The sequence below is a fragment of the Bradyrhizobium sp. G127 genome (assembly GCF_021502575.1).
In the GTDB taxonomy this organism is placed as follows: domain Bacteria; phylum Pseudomonadota; class Alphaproteobacteria; order Rhizobiales; family Xanthobacteraceae; genus Afipia.
The window spans coordinates 1,791,782-1,810,612 of the sequence record NZ_JAKFGN010000001.1; the positions used below are offsets into that span (position 1 = coordinate 1,791,782).

Below are 18,831 nucleotides of genomic sequence, written 5' to 3' on the forward strand. Positions count from 1 at the left end.
CTGAATTTTCATTTGGTCAGGATCAGCTTGTTCTGCGCGGTCAGCCGCAGGCGATAGGTTTCCTCGCCGTGCAGGATAAGAATTTCCCGCGTGGCGGAAAACAGGTCGCGGCTGTTGATGCGGTTATCCGCCAACGGGACCGAGCGCTCAATTAGAGTTGTTCTAATCTGCTTGTCCGGATCGCCGGAAGGGTCTCGGTGGTCAGCATTCATCCGTCTTGCGCGTTCGGTTCGAGAAATCGTTGTTCTTCTTTAATTTTGCCTCCGCACAAACGCCAACGCTCTAATTTACAATTGATGTAAACTTAACCGGGCGCGATTGACCTTACGCCGGGTATTTACGAATAGTGTCAGGACGCTGGCAAAGGTCCGGCGCGATTCACGAGAGCCAGCCAGCCGCCTTTCGAGGCGATGCCCGCCAGCCGCAGCAAATCATAATAAAGAGTTGGGGCTGTCATGTTGGGGCTGAACGCGCGCGTGTGCGCGCTTCTCGTATCTGTGTCTGTTGTTGCGATGGGGATTGCAGCGACGCCGGTCTATGCGCAATCGGTTGAACCACCCGCGCAGGTGGTGAAGCCGAAGCCGGTCAAGAAGAAGCGCGCGGCAAAGCCGATGGCGGAAGTGCCGCTGCCGAGCAATCCGATGAACGCGAATGCGCAGGTCGGCAAGCCGGTCTATCAATCGCTCGATGAAATCACCGTCGGCGCAACCAAGACGGAGGAACGCGCGATCGACGCGCTGGCGCCGGTCAGTGTGGTGACGCTGGAGCAGATCCAGGGACGAATGGCGACACGCGTCGGCGATCTCGTTTACAATATTCCCGGTGTCTGGCTACAGGATCGCGGTGACGATCCGTCCACGGCGATCAACATCCGCGGTTTGCAGGACTTCGGCCGTGTGGCAGTCGTCGTCGATGGCGCGCGTCAGAACTATCAACGCACTGGCCACAACTCGAATGGCTCTTTCTTCCTCAACCCCGAACTGATCGGCGGCATCGACATCGTGCGCGGTCCGACCGCCAATATTTATGGCTCGGGCGCAATCGGCGGCGTGGCTTCTTTCCGCACCAAGGATATCCAGGATGTGGTGCGTCCCGGTGAACGATGGGGCGTCGACACCAATACGGTGTTTGGCACCAACCACGGCCGCGCGCTCGGCTCGATCTTCGGCGGCGTGCACGTCAACCCGAATGTCGATGTATTCGCGGGCGGAACTTACTCGACGCAGGACAACTACAAGGACGGTCTTGGTATCCCGGTCGAGAACAGCGCGCAGCGGCTCTCGAGCGGTATTGCAAAGCTCACCGTTCGTCCCGCCGACGGACATGAAATCAAGCTCGGCGGCATCTTCCAGGAAGACATCTATAATGTCGGCCAGCCCCGCCGTCCTGTCGGGCAACCCTTCGCGCAGCCAGGCTCCGCAGGTAACGGCACGTCGGTCTACGCGACCAACCTGAAGAACTACACCACTACGCTGGGCTGGAAGTACTCCCGGCCCGATGATCAGATTTTTGACTGGGATGCCAAAATCTACTGGAACCGGACCGGCAGCCAGCAGGTCAAGACCCTGCACAACTCGGCGCTGGCGACCGGAAATTGCGCCGGCGGCCAGCCCGGCAACAGCATCACCGGCTGCGTCGGCGATCAGCGCAGTTATCTGATCGACACCTTCGGGTTCGATGTTCACAACACGTCGCGCTTTGAGACCGGTGACTGGCGCCACGCCATCACCTACGGCGCTGACGGCTTCCGCGACGACGTTTCGACTGCCGACAAGAGCGGTAATTCCAACAAGACGACGCCCGGGGGCGAGCGCACCGTTTCAGGTGGGTTCGTTCAGTGGAAAACCAACTACACCTCGCTGTTCGAGATGGTCAGCGCGGTCCGCTACGACAACTATCAGCTCAGTTCGTCAGCGGGCTCCGCCAGCGGCGACCGCTTCTCGCCGAAGATCACCATCGGCCTTCTGCCGGCGAGCGTCGTGACGCCCTATGTCAGCTATGCGGAAGGCTACCGCGCGCCTTCGATCACCGAAACGCTGGTGGACAGCGCCCACGTCGCAACCGGCGCCGGGCAGGGTGACTTTTCGATCTGCCCGGACGGCACGCGCGGCTTCTTCTGCTTCCTGCCGAATCCCAACCTGCGCCCCGAGGTCGGCAAGACCAAGGAAATCGGTCTCAATATCAAGAAGAATGACCTGTTCAGGGCCGGTGACAGCTTCCGCGGCAAGCTGAATCTCTTCCGCAACGATGTCGACGACTATATCGACAGCGTTCAGTTCACGGGACCTCCGTTCAACTCGTTCCCGCCGATTCCGGGCGTGTTTCCGACGACGTATCTGCAGTACCAGAACATCGCTCATGCCCGGATCCAGGGCTTCGAAGCCGAAACGATGTACGATGCGAACGATTATTTTGTCGGCGTGTCATTGACGCTTCAGGAAGGGAAGAACACCCAGACCAACATCGGCCTGTACAGCGTGCAGCCGCAGAAAGTGACAACGACCGCGGGTCTGCGCTTCCTCGACAACCAGGTCATACTGTCGGCGATGTGGACGTCGGTGAAGAGCAACACTGACATTCCGGTCACATATCTGCCGGGCACGTCCTACGACCTGGTCAACCTGTATCTGCAAGTGAGACCGACGAAGGATTTTGCGCTGAACTTCTCGGTCGAGAATCTCCTCAATCAGTACTACCGGCCTTACGCCATTCCGCGCGCCGCCGATTTCACGTCGCCGCAGAACGACGTGCTGTGGGCCAGCGCGGGCGCCGGCATCGTCTACAAGGCCGGGCTCAAGTATCACTTCGGAGGCACCTGAGCGCGCGTTGTCGCGCCGAGACATTCAGCACAGGACAAGCCGCGCGGATTTTTTCGCGCGGTTTGTCGCGTTTGCGACATTGGGAGAGGCGCACGCTTCTTGCAGGATGCGGATATGGACTTTGATAAATCGCGGCATGCCTTTAAGATAAGGCAAACAGGAGAAGACAGATGTTTATTGCAATGAACCGATTCCAGGTGAAGACCGGCTCCGAACAGGCGTTCGAAACCATCTGGGCAACGCGCGAGTCCTATCTGAGTGAACTCGCGGGCTTCATCGAATTCCATCTGCTGCGCGGGCCGAAGGCCGACGATCACACGCTGTATTCGACCCATACGTTGTGGGCGGACAAGGCAGCGTTCGAGGCGTGGACCAAGTCCGAGCAGTTCCGCAAGGCGCATGCCCGCGCCGACAACCAGACCGGCGAGAGCCTCTATCTCGGCCATCCGAAGTTCGAAGGCTTCGACATCATCCAGACCGAGCGCAAGACCAGCGCCGCGGCTTGATCCGCCGCGCGCAGAGGGCAAGGCCATGCTGAGTACCGATCTCGCCGACCTGCGCAAGCACATGGCGGAAAATCCGGGCGGCGTCATCGAGGACGTCGCCCGCGAGAAGAACGTCACGGCGCGCGCCGTCATCGAGGCGCTGCCGGACGAGATGCGCAGCCTCAAACCGGGCACGGCCTTCGTCGCCGCGATGCAGGACATCGCGACATGGGGCGAGGTGACGCTGATCATCCACACCGAGGACGGCATCTTCGAAGTCACCGAGCCGGTGGGCGGCGGCGAAATCGGCCGCGGCTACTACAACATCATGAAGCCGAAGGGAATGCACGGCCATCTGCGGCATGAGCGCTGCGGCGGCATCGCCTTCGTCGAGCGGCCGTTCATGGGCAAGTCGTCGGCCTTCGTGGCGTTCCTCAATGTCGACGGCGGCGTGATGTTCAAGGTGTTCGTCGGCCGTGACGAGAACCGCGCGCTGAAAACCGATCAGCTCGAGAAGTTTCACGCACTGGCGAAGACGCTGGGGTGAATTTCACGGGTGTCGTCCCGGCCTGCGCCGGGACGACGTGAGAATTTGTTTCGTTGTGAACAAAAACGATGGCCGGGAAAATTCCCGGCCATTTTTGTTTCCGCATTCAAAAGGTGCGAGCGAAGCAATCCGGCCTTTGGAGGGGCAAGGACCGGATTGCTTCGTCGCGGGCACGGCGCTGGAACGGGCATTCAGCGCGGCACCGGTGGTGCGACCCGCCCGGTGGGGCGGGTTATTCGGCGGCATCCTTCAGTTGATGCACGGGGGCGGGGATGTGTTCGATGGTGCCTTCGCCGTGCTGCGTCAGCGGGCGATTGCCCGCCAGCGCCCGCAGCAGCACGTAGAACACCGGCGTGAAGAAGATGCCGAACGCGGTGACGCCGATCATGCCGGAGAACACCGCGACGCCCATGGCGTGACGCATCTCGGAGCCGGCGCCGGTGGACGTCACCAGCGGCACCACGCCCATGATGAAGGCCAGCGACGTCATCAGGATCGGCCGCAGCCGCAGCCGGCTGGCTTCGATGGCCGCCGCGATCGGCTTGCGTCCGGCGAACTCAAGTTCGCGCGCGAACTCCACGATCAGAATCGCGTTCTTGGCGGATAGTCCGACAAGAACGATGAGGCCGATCTGGGTGAACACGTTGTTGTCGCTGCCGGTGATCCAGACGCCGAACATCGCGGCCAAGAGGCTCATCGGCACGATCATGATGATGGCGAGCGGCAGCGTTAGACTCTCGTACTGCGCGGCCAGCACCAGAAACACCAGGAACAGCGCGATCGGGAACACATACAGCGACGAGTTGCCGGCGATGATTTCCTGATAGGTCAGTTCGGTCCATTCATAGCCGATGCCTTTCGGGAAGGTCTCCTTGGCGATGCGGTCGACAGCGTCCTGCGCCTGTCCGGTGGAATAGCCGGGGGCGGGGCCGCCGTTGACGTCGGCGGTGAGAAAGCCGTTGTAGCGCATGGCGCGTTCCGGCCCGGCGCTGGACTGCACGCGCAGCAGCACCGACAGCGGCACCATCTCGCCGGTGTTGGAGCGGACCTTCAACAGTCCGACGTCTTCGGCGCGGGCGCGGAACTTGGAGTCGGCCTGCACACGGACGGAATAGGTCCGGCCGAATTTGTTGAAGTCGTTGACGTAGAGCGAGCCGAGATAGATCTGCATGGTGTCGAACACGCTGGTCACCGGCACGCTCAACTGCCGCGCCTTGGTGCGGTCGATGTCGGCGTAAAGCTGCGGCGTGTTGACCTGGAAGCTGGAGAACAGTCCCGCAAGTTCCGGCGTGGTCTGTGCCTTGGCGAGGAACGCCTTGGTGGCCTCGTCCAGCGCATTGTAGCCCGCGCCGACGCGATCCTCGATCTGCAGCTTGAAGCCGCCGATGGTGCCGAGACCCGGCACCGGAGGCGGCGGGAAGATTGCGATGAAGGCTTCCTGGATGCCGGCGAACTTGCCGTTCAGCGCCATGGCGATGGCGCCGCCACTCAGATTCTTGTCCTTGCGCTCCTCGAACGGCTTCAGCGTCACGAACACAATGCCCGCATTCGACGAGTTGGTGAAGCCGTTGATGGACAGGCCGGGAAACGCCACGGAGCTTTCCACGCCGGGCTGCTTCAGGGCGATGTCGCTCATGCGGCGGATGACTTCTTCGGTACGGTCGAGCGTCGAGCCGTCGGGCAACTGCGCGAAGCCGACCAGATACTGCTTGTCCTGACCGGGCACGAAGCCGCCCGGCACCGCCTTGAACAGGCCGTAGGTGACGGCGATCAGCGCGACATAGACGCCCATCACCAGGAACCTGCGGGAGATGACGCGCTTGACGCCGCCGCTATAGGCCTCGGAGCCGCGATGGAAGAATGTGTTGAACCGCTTGAAGAACCAGCCGAGACCCTTGTCCATCGCGCGGGTCAGCGCATCCTTCGGCGCGTCGTGCGACTTCAGCAGCAGCGCGGCGAGGGCGGGGGACAGCGTCAGCGAGTTGAACGCGGAGATCACGGTGGAGATCGCAACCGTCAGCGCGAACTGCTTGTAGAACTGGCCGGTCAGGCCGCTGATGAAGGCGAGCGGCACGAACACCGCGACCAGAACCAGCGCGATGGCGATGATCGGCCCGGTGACCTCGTTCATGGCCTGATAGCTGGCCTGAATCGGCGTGAGGCCTTTCTCGATGTTGCGCTCGACGTTTTCGACCACGACGATGGCGTCGTCGACCACGATGCCGATGGCCAGCACGAGGCCGAACAGGGTCAGCGCGTTGATGGAAAAACCCATCACGAACAGCACCGCGAAGGTGCCGACGATGGACACCGGAACGGCGATCAGCGGAATGATTGAGGCGCGCCATGTCTGCAGGAACAGGATGACGACCAGCACCACCAGCGCCACGGCTTCCAGCAGCGTATGCACCACGGCCTCGATGGACGCACGGACGAACTGGGTCGGATCGTAGACGATGCTGTAGTCTATGCCGTCCGGCATGTTCTCCTTCAACTCCGCCATGGTCTTGCGGACGCTGTCGGAAATCTGGATCGCGTTCGAGCCGGGCGCCTGGAAGATGGGAATGGCAACCGCCGACTTGTTGTTCAGCAGCGAGCGCAGCGAATAGTCCGCCGCGCCGAGTTCGAGGCGGGCGACGTCGCGCAGCCGCGTGACCTCGCCACTGGCGCCGGTCTTGACGATGATGTCGCCGAATTCTTCTTCGCTCTGAAGGCGGCCCTGCGCGTTCACCGAAAGCTGAAGGTCAAGCCCGGTCTCGTTCGGCGATGCGCCGATCACGCCGGCCGCGGCCTGCACGTTCTGCGCACGGATTTCATTGACGACGTCGCTGGCGGAGAGACCGCGCTCGGCGACCTTCTGCGGATCGAGCCAGACCCGCATCGAATAGTCGCCCGCGCCGAACAGTTGCACCTGACCGACGCCCTGGATGCGCGCGAGGCGGTCCTTGACGTTCAGCACCGCGTAGTTGCGCAGGTATGTCATGTCGTAGCGATCGTTCGGCGACAACAGATGGACGACCATCGTCAGATCGGGCGAACTCTTGATGGTGGTGATGCCGAGCGCGCGGACTTCCGCCGGCAGGCGCGGTTCGGCCTGCGACACGCGGTTCTGCACCAGCTGCTGCGCCTTGTCGGGATCGGTGCCGAGGCGGAAGGTGACGTTGAGCGTCATCACGCCGTCGGTGGTGGCCTGGCTGCTCATATAGAGCATGTTCTCGACGCCGTTGATCTGCTCTTCGATCGGCGTGGAGACCGTTTCCGCGATCACCTTCGGATTCGCGCCGGGATATTGCGCGCGGACCACGACGGTGGGCGGGGAGACCTCGGGATATTCGGAGATCGGCAACGCGGGCAGCGACAGCAGGCCGGCGAGGAAGATCAGCATCGAGAGAACGCCCGCGAAGATCGGCCGGTCGATGAAAAATTTCGAGAAATTCATGGCGCTATCTCATCTCGTAAATTGTCGCGCTCGTCCGCGCGACTTGTTCTGGAAGGGCCGCCGGAGAACAGGCGGGTCCCGTCATCCTGAGTGCGAGCCCTTGCGAGCCCCGAAGGATGACAATCAGAACAATGCCGTCGCCCTTCGAGGCCGCCGCTTCGCGACGGCACCTCAGGGTGACGGCGCGCTGCGGCTGGTGTTTTCGTTAAGTTCAGGGCTTCAATTCGCGTCCATCGCCACGACTTGCGGCGCGACGGGAGCCCCGGGCCGCACGCGTTGCAGTCCCTTGACCACGATCTGTTCGCCAGGCTTCAGGCCCGACGTGACCATGCGCAGGCCATCGACGGCCACGCCGAGCGTGACTGCGCGATATTCGGCCTTGTTCTCCTTGTTCACGACCATCACGTATTTCTTGTTCTGGTCGGTGCCGACGGCGCGTTCATTGACCATCACGGCGCGTTCGCTCTTGGGCTGACCCATCTGCAGGCGGACGAACTGTCCGGGAAGCAGGCGGCCATCCTTGTTGTCGAACACGGCGCGGACGCGAACCGTGCCGCTGCGCGGATCGACCTGATTGTCGATCAGCTGCATGTGGCCCTCGAACGGCGTGCCGTCGCTGGTCGCGGTGCCCATCTTGACCGGGATGCGGCCGGTCTTCGACGCCGCCGCGTCGTCGCCGAGTGCGTTGAGCGCGCGCAGCACGACCTGTTCGTCGGCATTGAACGAAGCGTAGATCGGGGATGTCGAGACGATGGTGGTCAGCAGCGGCGAGCCGGGGCCGGCCGCGATCAGGTTGCCGACGGTGATCTCGCGCTTGCCGACGCGGCCGGTGACGGGCGCGCGGACTTCGGTGTAGCCGAGATTGAGCTGGGCGGTTTTCAGCGTGGCCTGCGCGGCCTTGAGATTGGCTTCCGCTTCGCGATAGGCGTTGACGCGGTTGTCCTGGTCGCGCTGCGAGATGGTCTGCGAGCCGGTCAGTTGCTGGCCGCGTTCGTAATCGCTTTTGGTGAAGACCAGCCGGGCCTGCGCGGCGGCGACCTGGGCTTCGGCGCGGGCGACCTCGGCGGCGTAGAGCGCCGGATCGATCACCACCAGCACGTCGTCCTTCTGAACCAGCGCGCCTTCGCGGAACCGGATCTCCTGGATGGCCCCCGCGACGCGCGAACGGACTTCAACCTGTTCGATGGCCTCGAGCCGGCCGGAGAATTCGTCCCAGATCGCGGTTTCCCGCTCCCGGACGTCGGCCACCGACACCGGCGTCGCCGGCGGGGCCTTGGCCGCCCCGGCGTCCGCCTGGGCGCGGCTGTTTCCGGTCCAGAAAAAGGCTCCGGCCCCCGCCAGGACGGCCAGTCCGAACGCAACTGCAACAAGACGTTTTGTAAAGGAAAGAGTTCTCATGACGTGCCCCACGGCTTCGTGCCGACTACCAGAAGTTGATTTTTTTGATGCAAAACAATGTTTTGGAGGGAGGCGGTGATATTCGTCACCAGTGGTCCGGCTCCCGATCCTCAAATCTTAACAGGTTGCATCGCAAAATCTATAACGTGCGGTACAGATGGGGCTTGGACTTTCGTCGTCAAGGGACATATCTAACGAATAGTACAAAAGTAGAGGTGCTCTAATCATGGCGCTCGGCCGCCCCCGCGAATTCGATCTCGACCAGGCTCTGGAAAACGCGCTGCACGTTTTCTGGGAGAAGGGGTACGAGGGTGCGTCGATGGCGGACCTGACCGAAGCCATGGGCATTACCAAGCCGTCGCTTTATGCGGCGTTCGGTAACAAGGAAGAACTATTTCGCAAGGCCTTCGACACCTATCTCGACGGGCCGGCCGGATACGCCAAGCTGGCGCTGCAGCAGCCGACGGCGCGCGCGGTGGTCGAAAACCTTCTCTACGGTGAAGTGGAGGCCGTGACCGATCCGGAATGCCCGGCGGGCTGTCTCTCTATTAATGGCGCGCTGACCTGCGGCGAAGCGGCTGAATCCATCCGGCAGGAGCTGCGCACGCGCCGCGCCGCGTGGGAAGAGGACCTGCGGCTGCGGCTGGAGCGGGCGAAGGCCGAAGGCGATCTGCCCGCGACGGCGGACGCCACCGTGCTGGCACGCTACATCGCGACCATGATGCAGGGCATTGCTGTGCAGGCCGTCGGCGGCACCACCCGCGAGGATCTGAAGAAGATTGCCGAGATGGTGCTGGCGACCTGGCCGCCGGTGGCAGGCAGCTAGCCCTTAGCTGCGTCGCTCGCTTTTGCAGCGGCGAGAATCCGCTGCGCGCGCAGCCGCACCGGCGCATCGACCATCATGCCATCGACAGAGACCGCGCCGTCGCCGGAGCTGGCGATCCTGGTCGCCCATGCGATGTCGGTATCCGCCGGGCGGAAACCCTTCAGCGTCGGCGGAATCTGTTTCGGATGGATGCAGAGCTTGCCGCTGAATCCCATCGACGCGGCATAGCGCGCATCGTCTTCCACCAGCCCCGCATCGTCGAATGACGGTGTCACGCCTTCGAGCGGCGGTAGAATGCCTGCGAGTTTCGAGGCGAGCACGATTTCGGCGCGCGCCATCAGCAGCGCGTCGCGCTCCATGCTGCAGCCAAGATCGGCGCTGAAGTCGATATAGCCGAAGGCGAGGCGGTCGGCGTGTTGCGCGATCTCGCGCACGTTCGCGAGGCCCTGCGCGGATTCGATCAGGGCGATGAGCGGCCGGTCGCCGAGCGCGGCGCGCAGATATTCCGGCTGCTCCGCCGTCTCCGCCTTCGGCAGCATGACGCCGACGGCGAGTGTCTTCACCGCCTCGACGTCGTCCGCGTACCAGCGGGTCGCGGCGGCGTTGATGCGCACGATGGAATTGACCGGAACGGATGCGCCCAGCAGCGTGGTGCGCGCCGCGTCCTTGTCATCCGGCGCAACGGCATCCTCGAGGTCGATGATGACGCCGTCCGCGCCGGAATTGGCGGCTTTCTGGTAACGCTCGGGCCGGTTGGCGGGGACGAACAAGGGCGCAAGAAAACTGATGCGCGCGAGGGCGGGCGTCATTGACGGCTTCTCCGGCTGTCTGATGGGCGCGGCGAACGGCCGGCGCGTGATCGATGGAATGTTTTAGGCCGGGACGGGACGCGGAGGCAACCGCGATGCGCCGCTGTGTTCGCGCGCGATGGTCTCCGCGATCCGGCGGGCATAACGCGCCAGATCGGGCGCGCCCATCAATTCGCCGAACGTGCCGCGCGCCAAAGGCCCCGCCACGAACAGCGATCCGGCGGCGTCGCCGTTCGGGCCGATGGCATGGCCGCTCAGATCGACGTCGATGCCGAGACCGAGCGGATCGGGACGGGCGAGGCCGGTTTCGCCGATCTGCGCGAGCAGGGGATTGGTCGCGAACACCGTGCCATGGGCCGGTCCGGTCGCGATCACGACAGCGTCGAAGGTTTCGCGTGTCCAGTCGCGGCTGCGGCGCGGGCGCAGATCGACCGCGAAATCATCACCCTGCGTTGCGCTGGCGCGGAGCGACGCGGCGCGGATCGTCAGCGTGCCGTCCGCGATCCGGCGCCGGATGATGTCATCGATCTGCGGCGCGATGCGGAAACGATAGGTGTCCCAGAACGGGCGCAGATGGTGAACCAGTTTGGCGCGCTCATGCAGCGGCAGCGCGCGCCAGATCGGGGTGCCTTGCAGCCGCAACTGATCGAGCACCGGATGCCACGAGAGGCCTTGCTTCGATGCCTCCGCGATAGCGCGGCGAACGCGGCGCAGCAGCGACAGCGTGGTTTGCTCGGGGTCTTCAATGAAGTCGCCGAACGGCTCCATTTGCGACGGGGCATGCGGTTGCGAGCGCAGGCCGCGCCGCGACACGGCGGCGATCGTGCCGCGATGGCCCTGCCGGTCGAGCGAGGCGACGATGTCAGCCATGGTGAGGCCGGTGCCGACAATCAGCACACGATGATCGGGCGCGATGCCGCGCAGCGCGTCGGTCTGCCATGGGTCGGCGATGAATCGCGGGCGATCTTGAAGTGCAGCGATGGACGAGGGCACCTGCGGCGGCGTGTGACACACCGCCAGCACCACGACATCGGCGTGAAGGTCATTGCCGGTCGCGCACGAGACCCGATAGCCATTCTGTTCCGGAATGACGGCGCGCGCCTTGGTCTTGATGTGGGTGACCGCGCGGCCAATCTCCCCGACATGCGCGCTGACATAATCGCCGAACGCCGCGCGGGTGGGAAACAGCGCGCCGGGAACCTGCGCCGCCGGATCGCGCGCCGGGTATCCCGACGCGATCAGCCATTGTTCGAAATGGCCTTCCTCGTCGAAGTCCAGATTCATTTTCAGCGCGGGCACGTTGATGCGGTGCGCCGGATCATGGCTGTCATAGGCGAGGCCGCGCCCGAGTTCGTCGCGCGGCTCCACGATGACGATGTTATGCGCGAAGGGCGCGGTCCGGTGCAGGTGCCAGGCCAGCACCGCGCCCGAGTATCCGCCGCCGACGATCACAACGGTTGGAAGATCGCCGGTGGCGGAACGCTCGGACTGGGTCATGAACCCATCAAGACATTATGGCGCGTTCGGCGTCCAGATCTTGACAGCGGTGGTGTCGAGTTTTTTCGGGATCAGCCCTTCGCCGAAGAACGCGTCGGCGATTTTCTGCTGCTCGGTGAGGCCGGCGGGCTTTACGGCGCCGGCGCCGTAGCTGCGGTGGCTGTTGGCTTCCTCGACGGTGGGCGCATCGATGCCCCAGAGTCCTGCGAGCAGCGTGGCGGCTTCCTTTGGATTGCCCTTCACCCACTTGCCGGTGTCGCGCAGCTTGGCGAACACGATGTTCAGCACGTCGCTGCGGCGGTCGGCGAAGGTTTCCGAGGCGAGGTAGTAACGTTTGTAGCTGGCGAGGCCGTTGCTGCCGTCGCTGAGCACCTTCGCGCCGGACTGACGCTGCGCGCTGGTGAGGAACGGGTCCCACGCCACCCAGGCATCGACATTGTTGCTGACGAAGGCGGCGCGTCCGTCCGCGGGGGCGAGATAGGCCGGCGAGATGTCCTTGAAGTTCAGCCCGGCCTTGCCGAGGGCTGCGAGCAGCAGATAGTGGCTGCCTGCGCCCTTGGTCACCGCGACCTTCTTGCCCTTGAGATCGGCCAGCGTCTTGATCGGCGAATCCTTGGCCACGAGAATGGCTTGCGCCGCGGGCGACGCGCTTTCTTCCGCTACGTAAGCGAGTTTCGATCCGGCCGCCTGCGCGAAGATCGGCACCGTGTCCGCGACATCCGCGCCGAAATCGAGATTGCCGACGCCGAGCGATTCCAGCAGCGGCAGGCCGCTGGAGAATTCATGCCAGGAGACCTTGACGCCGAGCGGCGCGAGCGCCTTTTCCAGTTCGCCGTTGGCGCGAAGCACTGCGATCAGCGTCGATGATTTCTGCAAGCCGATGCGGATCTGGTCGGCGGGTTTGTCCTGCGCGAACGAGGCGGTCGCCGCGAGCAGCAATGACGCTGCGGCGAATATGCCGGCGACCGGTTTCAATCGAAATAATCTGAAACGTTGCGTCATGGTTTCATGTCCCCTGCGGCGGCGATTGCTGGCGGCTGTCGAAATGAAGCCGGATCGCCGATCCGTGTCGTGCAACTCTAGGAAACAAGCCGGATAATGAGTTGCCAAAGTTCGGAGGCTGCGCGCTTACTTCATTCTCCTTTCGGCGCGCCGCGTGAAACGATTGCACGACGTGGAATCGCCGCGCCTTCACGCGTCCGTGACTGATTTGGCCGCTCATACAGGGGTTTTTCATCGTTAACGCCGCTGTGGCCGGATTGTGTGCAGAAGATCGGCCTGCAATCGGTGCCGTTGCGGAAATATTTTTATTGATCGTGCGCACTAAAACAGTGCGGGCATCGCTATTTTTGCGCAGCACTCGACACCCCCAATTCGCATGACCATCATCCCGGATTACTTGCGCAACATGTGTGCGTATTCGATTTGCGGGAGACTGGAATGGAGCGGCGGCAATTTCTGAAACTGTCCACGGCGGCGATGGCGGCATTTGCCGCGACATCCGCGCGCGCGCAGGCGGTGGCGAAGGAAGTTCGCATCGGATATCAGAAAACCGGCGTTCTGGTGATCGCGCGCCAGCAGGGAACCATCGAAAAGCGTTTCGCCGCGAGCGGCACGTTGGTGAAATGGGTCGAGTTCACGTCCGGCCCGCCGATGATGGAGGCCATCAGCAACGGCAGTGTGGATTTCGGCGCTGTCGGCGACTCGCCGCCGATCTTCGCGCAGGCCGCGAATGCCAATATCGTTTATGCCGCCGCGTCGCCGATCAGCAACGGTCAGGGCATTCTGGTTCCGCAGACTTCGTCCATCAAGACCATCTCCGACCTCAAGGGCAAGCGCGTCGGCTTCACCAAGGGATCGAGCGCGCACAACGTCGTCGTGCTGACGCTGGCCAAGGCCGGTCTCACTTATAATGACATTACGCCGGTCTATCTGACGCCGCCGGATGCCGGCCCGGCCTTTGCCAACGGCAGCATCGATGCCTGGGCGGTGTGGGACCCTTATTTCGCCATCGGCGAGAAGAAGCAGAACGCGCGCATTCTCATCAACGCCTATGAAGTCGGAAAAACCAACGCCTTCTTCATCGCCAATCGCGACTTTGCCAATCAGAATCCGGGAACGTTGCGCGAGGTGATCGGCGGCCTTTCGACCGCGGCGGCTTGGGCGGAGAACAATCGCGAGGCGGTGGCGAAGTCGCTGTATGAGATTACCGGCGTGCCGCTCGACATCCAGACGCTAGCCGCGAACCGCGCATCGTTCGCCATCGGCCCGGTCACCGAAGGCATCATCGAGACCCAGCAGGGCGTCGCCGACAGCTTCCACAAGCTTGGCTTGATTCCGAAATCCATCGCCGTCCGCGACATCGTCTGGAAGACGCCGCAGACCTGATCCTCGTTCGCAAATTCCGTTTTCATCAAGGATAACCTTCATGCACACACGCCGCTCACTCGCAAGGCTCGCTTTCGCGGCTTCCGCCGTCGCAGCACTCGCGCTGACCACGCTGCCTGTCCAGGCGCAGGACAAGGTGGTCCGCATCGGCTTTCAGAAATACGGCAAGCTAGTGCTGCTGAAGAGCAAGGGTTCGCTCGAACCGAAGCTGAAGGAACTCGGTTATACGGTCACTTGGACGGAATTCCCCGCTGGGCCGCAACTGCTCGAGGCGCTGAATGTCGGCGCGATCGATTTTGGCAACACCGGCGAAGCGCCGCCGATTTTCGCGCAGGCCGCAGGCGCGCCGATTCAATATGTCGCCTATGAGCCGCCGGCGCCGAAGGGCGAGGCGATCCTCGTTGCGAAAGACAGTCCGTTGAAGACGGTCGCCGACCTGAAGGGCAAGAAGGTCGCGCTGAACAAGGGCTCCAACGTTCATTATCTCTTGGTGAAGGCGCTGGAGAAGGCGGGCGTTAAGTACTCGGAATTTACGCCGGTGTTCCTTGCTCCGGCCGATGCACGTGCGGCTTTCGAGAAGGGGGCTGTCGACGCCTGGGTGATCTGGGATCCGTTCCAGGCCGCTGCCGAAGTGGCGACGCAGGCCCGCACGCTGGCCGACGGGACCGGCACCGTCTCGAACTACCAGTTCTATTTCTCTTCGCAGAAGTTCATCGGCAGTAATCCGAAGATCGTCGATGTGGTGCTGGCGCAGCTAAGCGAAGTGGATGGCTGGGCGAAGACCGACATCAAGGCGGTCGCCGAGCAACTCAGCCCGTCGGTGGGTCTGCCGGTTCCGGTGCTTGAACTGGCCCTGAACCGTCAGTCCTACGGCATCAAGCCGATCAACGATCAGGTCATCGCCGAGCAGCAACAGGTCGCCGACACGTTCTTCAGTCTCGGCCTGATTCCCAAGGCTATCAAAATTTCCGACGTAGCAAAGAAGTCCGGATCATGAGCGCGAACAAAACCCCAGCCAACATCCTCTGGTTCCTGCCGACCCACGGTGACGGCCGCTATCTCGGCACCACCACCGGCGGACGCGAGGTGAATTTCAACTACCTGCGCCAGGTGGCGCAGGTCGCCGACCAACTCGGCTATTTCGGCGTGCTGTTGCCGACCGGTCGGAGCTGCGAGGATTCCTGGATCGTCGCCTCGTCGGTTGCGCCGTTTACCGAACGGCTGCGCTATCTGGTCGCTGTGCGTCCGGGCCTGCAATCACCGAGCGTCGCGGCGCGCATGACCGCGACGCTGGATCGCATTTCCAATGGACGGTTGCTCGTCAATGTCGTGACCGGCGGCGATCCGGTCGAGAACAAGGGCGACGGAATCTTCCTGCCGCACGACGAGCGCTACGCGGTGACGCGCGAATTCCTGAACGTCTACAGCGACCTGCTCGCGGGCAAGACCGTGAACGTGCAGGGCAAGCACATCTCCATCGAGGATGGCCGTCTGCTGTTCCCGCCGGTGCAGTCGCCGCGCCCGCCGCTGTATTTCGGCGGTTCGTCCGACGCCGGCATCGATGTGGCGGTCGACACCGTCGACAAATATCTGACCTGGGGCGAGCCCCCGGCGCAGGTGGCCGAGAAAATTGCGCGGGTGAAGGCGGTGGCCGACAAGCGCGGCCGCAAGCTATCGTTTGGCATCCGGCTGCATGTCATCGTGCGCGAGACCAGCGAGGCGGCGTGGCGCGCGGCGGACGAACTGATTCAGTACGTCACCGACGACACCATCGCGCAGGCGCAGAAAATTTTCTCGCGGATGGATTCCGTGGGTCAGCGGCGGATGGCCGAGCTTCACGGCGGACGCCGCGACAAGCTCGAGATCAGCCCGAACCTGTGGGCGGGCGTCGGTCTTGTCCGCGGCGGCGCGGGCACCGCGCTGGTGGGCGATGCGCAGACGGTGGCGGCGCGGATCAAGGAATATCAGGACGTCGGCGTCGATACCTTCATCATGTCGGGCTATCCGCACCTCGAGGAAGCCTATCGCTTCGCAGAACTGGTGTTCCCGCTGCTGACGTTGCAGCAGCCGGCCAACGTCACGCAACTGCGGGTCAACACCGGGCCGTTCGGCGAAACCATCGCCAACGAACATCGCCCTGACAAGCAGGCGTCGTCGTCATGAGTCTGGCCGAGTCGGTATCGCAATCGCGCCCGCGCGGTTTTCGCATTCCGCGCGCCGACGGCCTGACGCAGTGGATCGTGCCGCTGCTGATCCTGCTGGTGTGGCAAATTGCATGCGTCACCGGTTTCGTGTCGGCGCGGGTGCTGCCGGCGCCGACCGATGTAGCGCTGGCGGGCTGGAAGCTGGCGCAATCCGGCGAGCTCGGGCGCAACATTTGGGTCAGCTTCTGGCGCGCGAGCGTCGGTTTCGCCATCGGCGGCGGCATCGGCTTCGCGTTCGGCCTCGCCAACGGACTTTCGCAGCTCAGCAACAAGCTGACCGACACGACGTTGCAGATGGTGCGCAACGTGCCGCATCTGGCGCTGATCCCGCTCGTCATTCTGTGGTTCGGCATCGACGAGTCGGCGAAGCTGTTTCTGGTCGCGCTTGGCGTATTCTTCCCGATCTATCTGAATACGCTGCACGGCATCAAGACGGTGGACCCGCAACTGATTGAGATGGGCCGCATCTACGGCATGACCAACAGCGAACTATTCCGCCGGGTGATCTTCCCGGGCGCGCTGCCGTCGATCTTCGTCGGTCTTCGTTTTGCGCTCGGCATCATGTGGCTGACGCTGATCGTTGCCGAGACCATCGCGGCGTCATCCGGCCTCGGCTACATGGCGATGCAGGCGCGCGAATTCATGCTGATCGACGTGGTGGTGCTGTCGATCCTGATCTATGCGCTGCTCGGCAAGGTCGCCGACTCGACCGCGCGCGTGCTGGAGCGTTTCACGCTGTCCTGGCATCCCGCCTTCCAGAAAAAATGAGAGTGACGATGAACCAGGCTCTTCGATTTGCTCCCGTCGACGCCAAGGCCCTCGGTGCCGCAGCGAATCTGATTCACGAGGCGCAGGTGACCCGTAATGCGCCGCGCGATCCGTCACGGGCGCTGTCGCTGACCATTCGCGGCCTGCGCAAGTCGTTCGGCGACAACGAGGTGCTGCGTGGGATCGATCTGCACATTCCGGCAGGACAGTCGGTCGCTATCATCGGCAAATCCGGCTGCGGCAAGAGCACGTTGCTGCGCCTGATCGCGGGGCTCGATCAGCCGACCGCGGGCACTATCGAGTTCGGCGATCATGAAGGCCGCCCGAGCGATCATGTCCGCGTCATGTTTCAGGAGCCGCGCCTGTTGCCTTGGGCGCGCGTGCTCTCGAATGTGGAAGTCGGTCTCGGCCGCGACCGGGAAAAGCCCGATGCGAAAATCCGCGCCGACGAAGCCCTGAAGGAAGTCGGCCTCGACGAAAAGCGCGACCAGTGGCCTGCGGTGCTATCGGGCGGGCAGAAGCAGCGAGTCGCGCTCGCGCGCGCGCTGGTCAGTCATCCGCGCGTGCTGGCATTCGACGAACCGCTCGGCGCGCTCGATGCGCTAACGCGGATTTCGATGCAGCATCTTTTAGAACGTGTCTGGCATGACCAGGGTTTTACGGCAATTCTAGTCACGCATGACGTCGCCGAGGCGGTAGTCTTGGCGGATCGCGTGCTGGTCATTGAAGACGGCCGCATCGTGCACGATATAACGGTGGATCTGGCGCGGCCGCGCCAGCGCGGCTCAGCAGAGCTTGCCGCGCTGGAAGGGAACATCCTTCGCGAACTGCTGAAAGAAACTGGCGACTAGTGTGGTGGTTGGGAAGTCCGCAACATTTGCTCGGCACGTCCATTTGCGGACTTGCGAACCAAAACGACACTAGTCGGAGCGTGAGGCTGACATGAATTCGCTGGTCCGGAACATTCGCGAGACCAAGATCGGCACGGTCACGACGGCGGACAACTTTCGCACCGCTATGCGCTCGCTCGCGGGCGGCGTTAGCGTGATTACGGTCGGGCGGGGCAACGATCTGTCCGGCATGACGGTGACGTCGGTGTCGTCACTGTCGGTGGAGCCGGCGGCGCTGATCGTCAGCATCAACCGCGGCGCGTCGTCGTGGCCGCTGTTGCAGAAGCATGGCGTGTTCGGCGTCAACATTCTCAGCGCGGATCATGTCGACGTCGCCGAGCGGTTCTCCGGCATCGGGGGCCTGAGGGGCGCGGAGCGCTTCGCCGGTTCCGAATGGGTCAGCCTCGTGTCGGGCGTGCCGCTGCTGGCCGGCGCACTGGCGGTGTTCGACTGCGAGGTCGAGCATGTGGTCGAGCGGCATTCCCATGCCATCGTGATCGGCCGCGTGCTGGACCTGCGGGTGTCGCCGGGCAAGCCGGCGCTGACCTACTGGCAGGGGCAATATATCGCGCTCGACCAGAACGAGGACGCGGTGCGTCTGGCCGATGTCAGCCTGCCGTCCGCGCGCGCGCTCTGGCAGGTGTGAGGCGTTAGCTGGTGAGCTTCGTTTCAAACCGGATGTCGTTCCGGCGCAGGCCGGGACCCATAACCACCGCTTTCTCTGTATAAAGACTGAGGCAGCCGCCAATCCCGGATAAAAT

17 protein-coding genes are annotated in these 18,831 nt (G+C 63.2%); 10 read left to right on the forward strand and 7 right to left on the reverse strand.

Going from position 1 to position 18,831, the window contains the following annotated elements:
• Positions 1-8 precede the first annotated feature (8 nt).
• Complete coding sequence (hemP, locus tag LVY71_RS08535; RefSeq protein ID WP_235099364.1) at positions 9-212, reverse strand: hemin uptake protein HemP; 204 nt, start codon at positions 210-212, stop codon at positions 9-11.
• A gap of 243 nt (positions 213-455) precedes the next feature.
• On the opposite strand from hemP, the gene LVY71_RS08540 reads away from it, so the two are divergent.
• The 3 genes from LVY71_RS08540 to hutX all read left to right on the forward strand — a co-directional run bounded on the left by LVY71_RS08540 (position 456) and on the right by hutX (position 3,851).
• Positions 456-2,819 (forward strand): TonB-dependent hemoglobin/transferrin/lactoferrin family receptor, encoded by a 2,364-nt coding sequence (locus tag LVY71_RS08540; protein WP_235099365.1) that lies wholly within the window; start codon positions 456-458, stop codon positions 2,817-2,819.
• Positions 2,820-2,989: 170 nt separating this feature from the next.
• Positions 2,990-3,325 (forward strand): heme-degrading protein HmuQ, encoded by a 336-nt coding sequence (gene hmuQ / locus LVY71_RS08545; RefSeq protein WP_235099366.1) that lies wholly within the window; start codon positions 2,990-2,992, stop codon positions 3,323-3,325.
• Between the two features lie 25 nt (positions 3,326-3,350).
• On the forward strand, positions 3,351-3,851 hold the full coding sequence (gene hutX / locus LVY71_RS08550) for a heme utilization cystosolic carrier protein HutX (protein WP_235099367.1): 501 nt from the start codon (positions 3,351-3,353) through the stop codon (positions 3,849-3,851).
• A 232-nt stretch (positions 3,852-4,083) separates the two neighbouring features.
• Here the strand turns inward: hutX and LVY71_RS08555 are convergent, their stop codons facing one another.
• A complete protein-coding gene (locus LVY71_RS08555) occupies positions 4,084-7,290 on the reverse strand; it encodes an efflux RND transporter permease subunit (RefSeq protein WP_235099368.1) in 3,207 nt (1,068 codons plus the stop codon).
• Positions 7,291-7,509: 219 nt separating this feature from the next.
• Positions 7,510-8,688, reverse strand: coding sequence for an efflux RND transporter periplasmic adaptor subunit (locus LVY71_RS08560; RefSeq protein WP_235099369.1), 1,179 nt, complete (start codon positions 8,686-8,688; stop codon positions 7,510-7,512).
• 226 nt (positions 8,689-8,914) lie between these two features.
• Here LVY71_RS08560 and LVY71_RS08565 point away from each other — a divergent pair, with 226 nt between their 5' ends.
• Entirely contained in the window at positions 8,915-9,514 is a 600-nt protein-coding gene (locus tag LVY71_RS08565; protein ID WP_235099370.1) for a TetR/AcrR family transcriptional regulator, read from the forward strand.
• Here LVY71_RS08565 and LVY71_RS08570 read toward each other — a convergent pair.
• The 4 genes from LVY71_RS08570 to LVY71_RS08585 form a co-directional block, all read right to left on the reverse strand.
• Complete coding sequence (locus LVY71_RS08570) at positions 9,511-10,323, reverse strand: HpcH/HpaI aldolase/citrate lyase family protein (RefSeq protein ID WP_235099371.1); 813 nt, start codon at positions 10,321-10,323, stop codon at positions 9,511-9,513. The genes LVY71_RS08565 and LVY71_RS08570 overlap by 4 nt on opposite strands.
• Positions 10,324-10,386: 63 nt before the next feature.
• On the reverse strand, positions 10,387-11,820 hold the full coding sequence (locus LVY71_RS08575) for an FAD/NAD(P)-binding protein (protein ID WP_235099372.1): 1,434 nt from the start codon (positions 11,818-11,820) through the stop codon (positions 10,387-10,389).
• Positions 11,821-11,835: 15 nt separating this feature from the next.
• Positions 11,836-12,822 carry an aliphatic sulfonate ABC transporter substrate-binding protein gene (locus LVY71_RS08580; RefSeq protein ID WP_235099373.1) on the reverse strand — a complete coding sequence of 329 codons (987 nt, stop codon included), beginning with the start codon at positions 12,820-12,822 and terminating at the stop codon, positions 11,836-11,838.
• A 4-nt stretch (positions 12,823-12,826) separates the two neighbouring features.
• Complete coding sequence (locus LVY71_RS08585; RefSeq protein ID WP_235099374.1) at positions 12,827-13,180, reverse strand: hypothetical protein; 354 nt, start codon at positions 13,178-13,180, stop codon at positions 12,827-12,829.
• 80 nt (positions 13,181-13,260) lie between these two features.
• Between LVY71_RS08585 and LVY71_RS08590 the strand changes: the two genes are divergently transcribed.
• From LVY71_RS08590 to LVY71_RS08615, 6 genes are all read left to right on the forward strand, one after another.
• Complete coding sequence (locus LVY71_RS08590; protein ID WP_235099375.1) at positions 13,261-14,208, forward strand: sulfonate ABC transporter substrate-binding protein; 948 nt, start codon at positions 13,261-13,263, stop codon at positions 14,206-14,208.
• A gap of 40 nt (positions 14,209-14,248) precedes the next feature.
• The gene (locus LVY71_RS08595; RefSeq protein ID WP_235099376.1) at positions 14,249-15,205 is read left to right on the forward strand and encodes a sulfonate ABC transporter substrate-binding protein; all 957 of its coding nucleotides are present in this window, start codon (positions 14,249-14,251) and stop codon (positions 15,203-15,205) included.
• Positions 15,202-16,371 carry an FMNH2-dependent alkanesulfonate monooxygenase gene (gene ssuD, locus LVY71_RS08600; protein ID WP_235099377.1) on the forward strand — a complete coding sequence of 390 codons (1,170 nt, stop codon included), beginning with the start codon at positions 15,202-15,204 and terminating at the stop codon, positions 16,369-16,371. The genes LVY71_RS08595 and ssuD overlap by 4 nt, the downstream gene beginning before the upstream one ends.
• A complete protein-coding gene (locus LVY71_RS08605; RefSeq protein WP_235099378.1) occupies positions 16,368-17,180 on the forward strand; it encodes an ABC transporter permease subunit in 813 nt (270 codons plus the stop codon). The genes ssuD and LVY71_RS08605 overlap by 4 nt, the downstream gene beginning before the upstream one ends.
• Positions 17,181-17,188: 8 nt before the next feature.
• On the forward strand, positions 17,189-18,031 hold the full coding sequence (locus LVY71_RS08610) for an ATP-binding cassette domain-containing protein (protein ID WP_235099379.1): 843 nt from the start codon (positions 17,189-17,191) through the stop codon (positions 18,029-18,031).
• Between the two features lie 91 nt (positions 18,032-18,122).
• A complete protein-coding gene (locus LVY71_RS08615; RefSeq protein ID WP_235099380.1) occupies positions 18,123-18,716 on the forward strand; it encodes a flavin reductase family protein in 594 nt (197 codons plus the stop codon).
• The last annotated feature ends 115 nt before the right edge of the window (positions 18,717-18,831 follow it).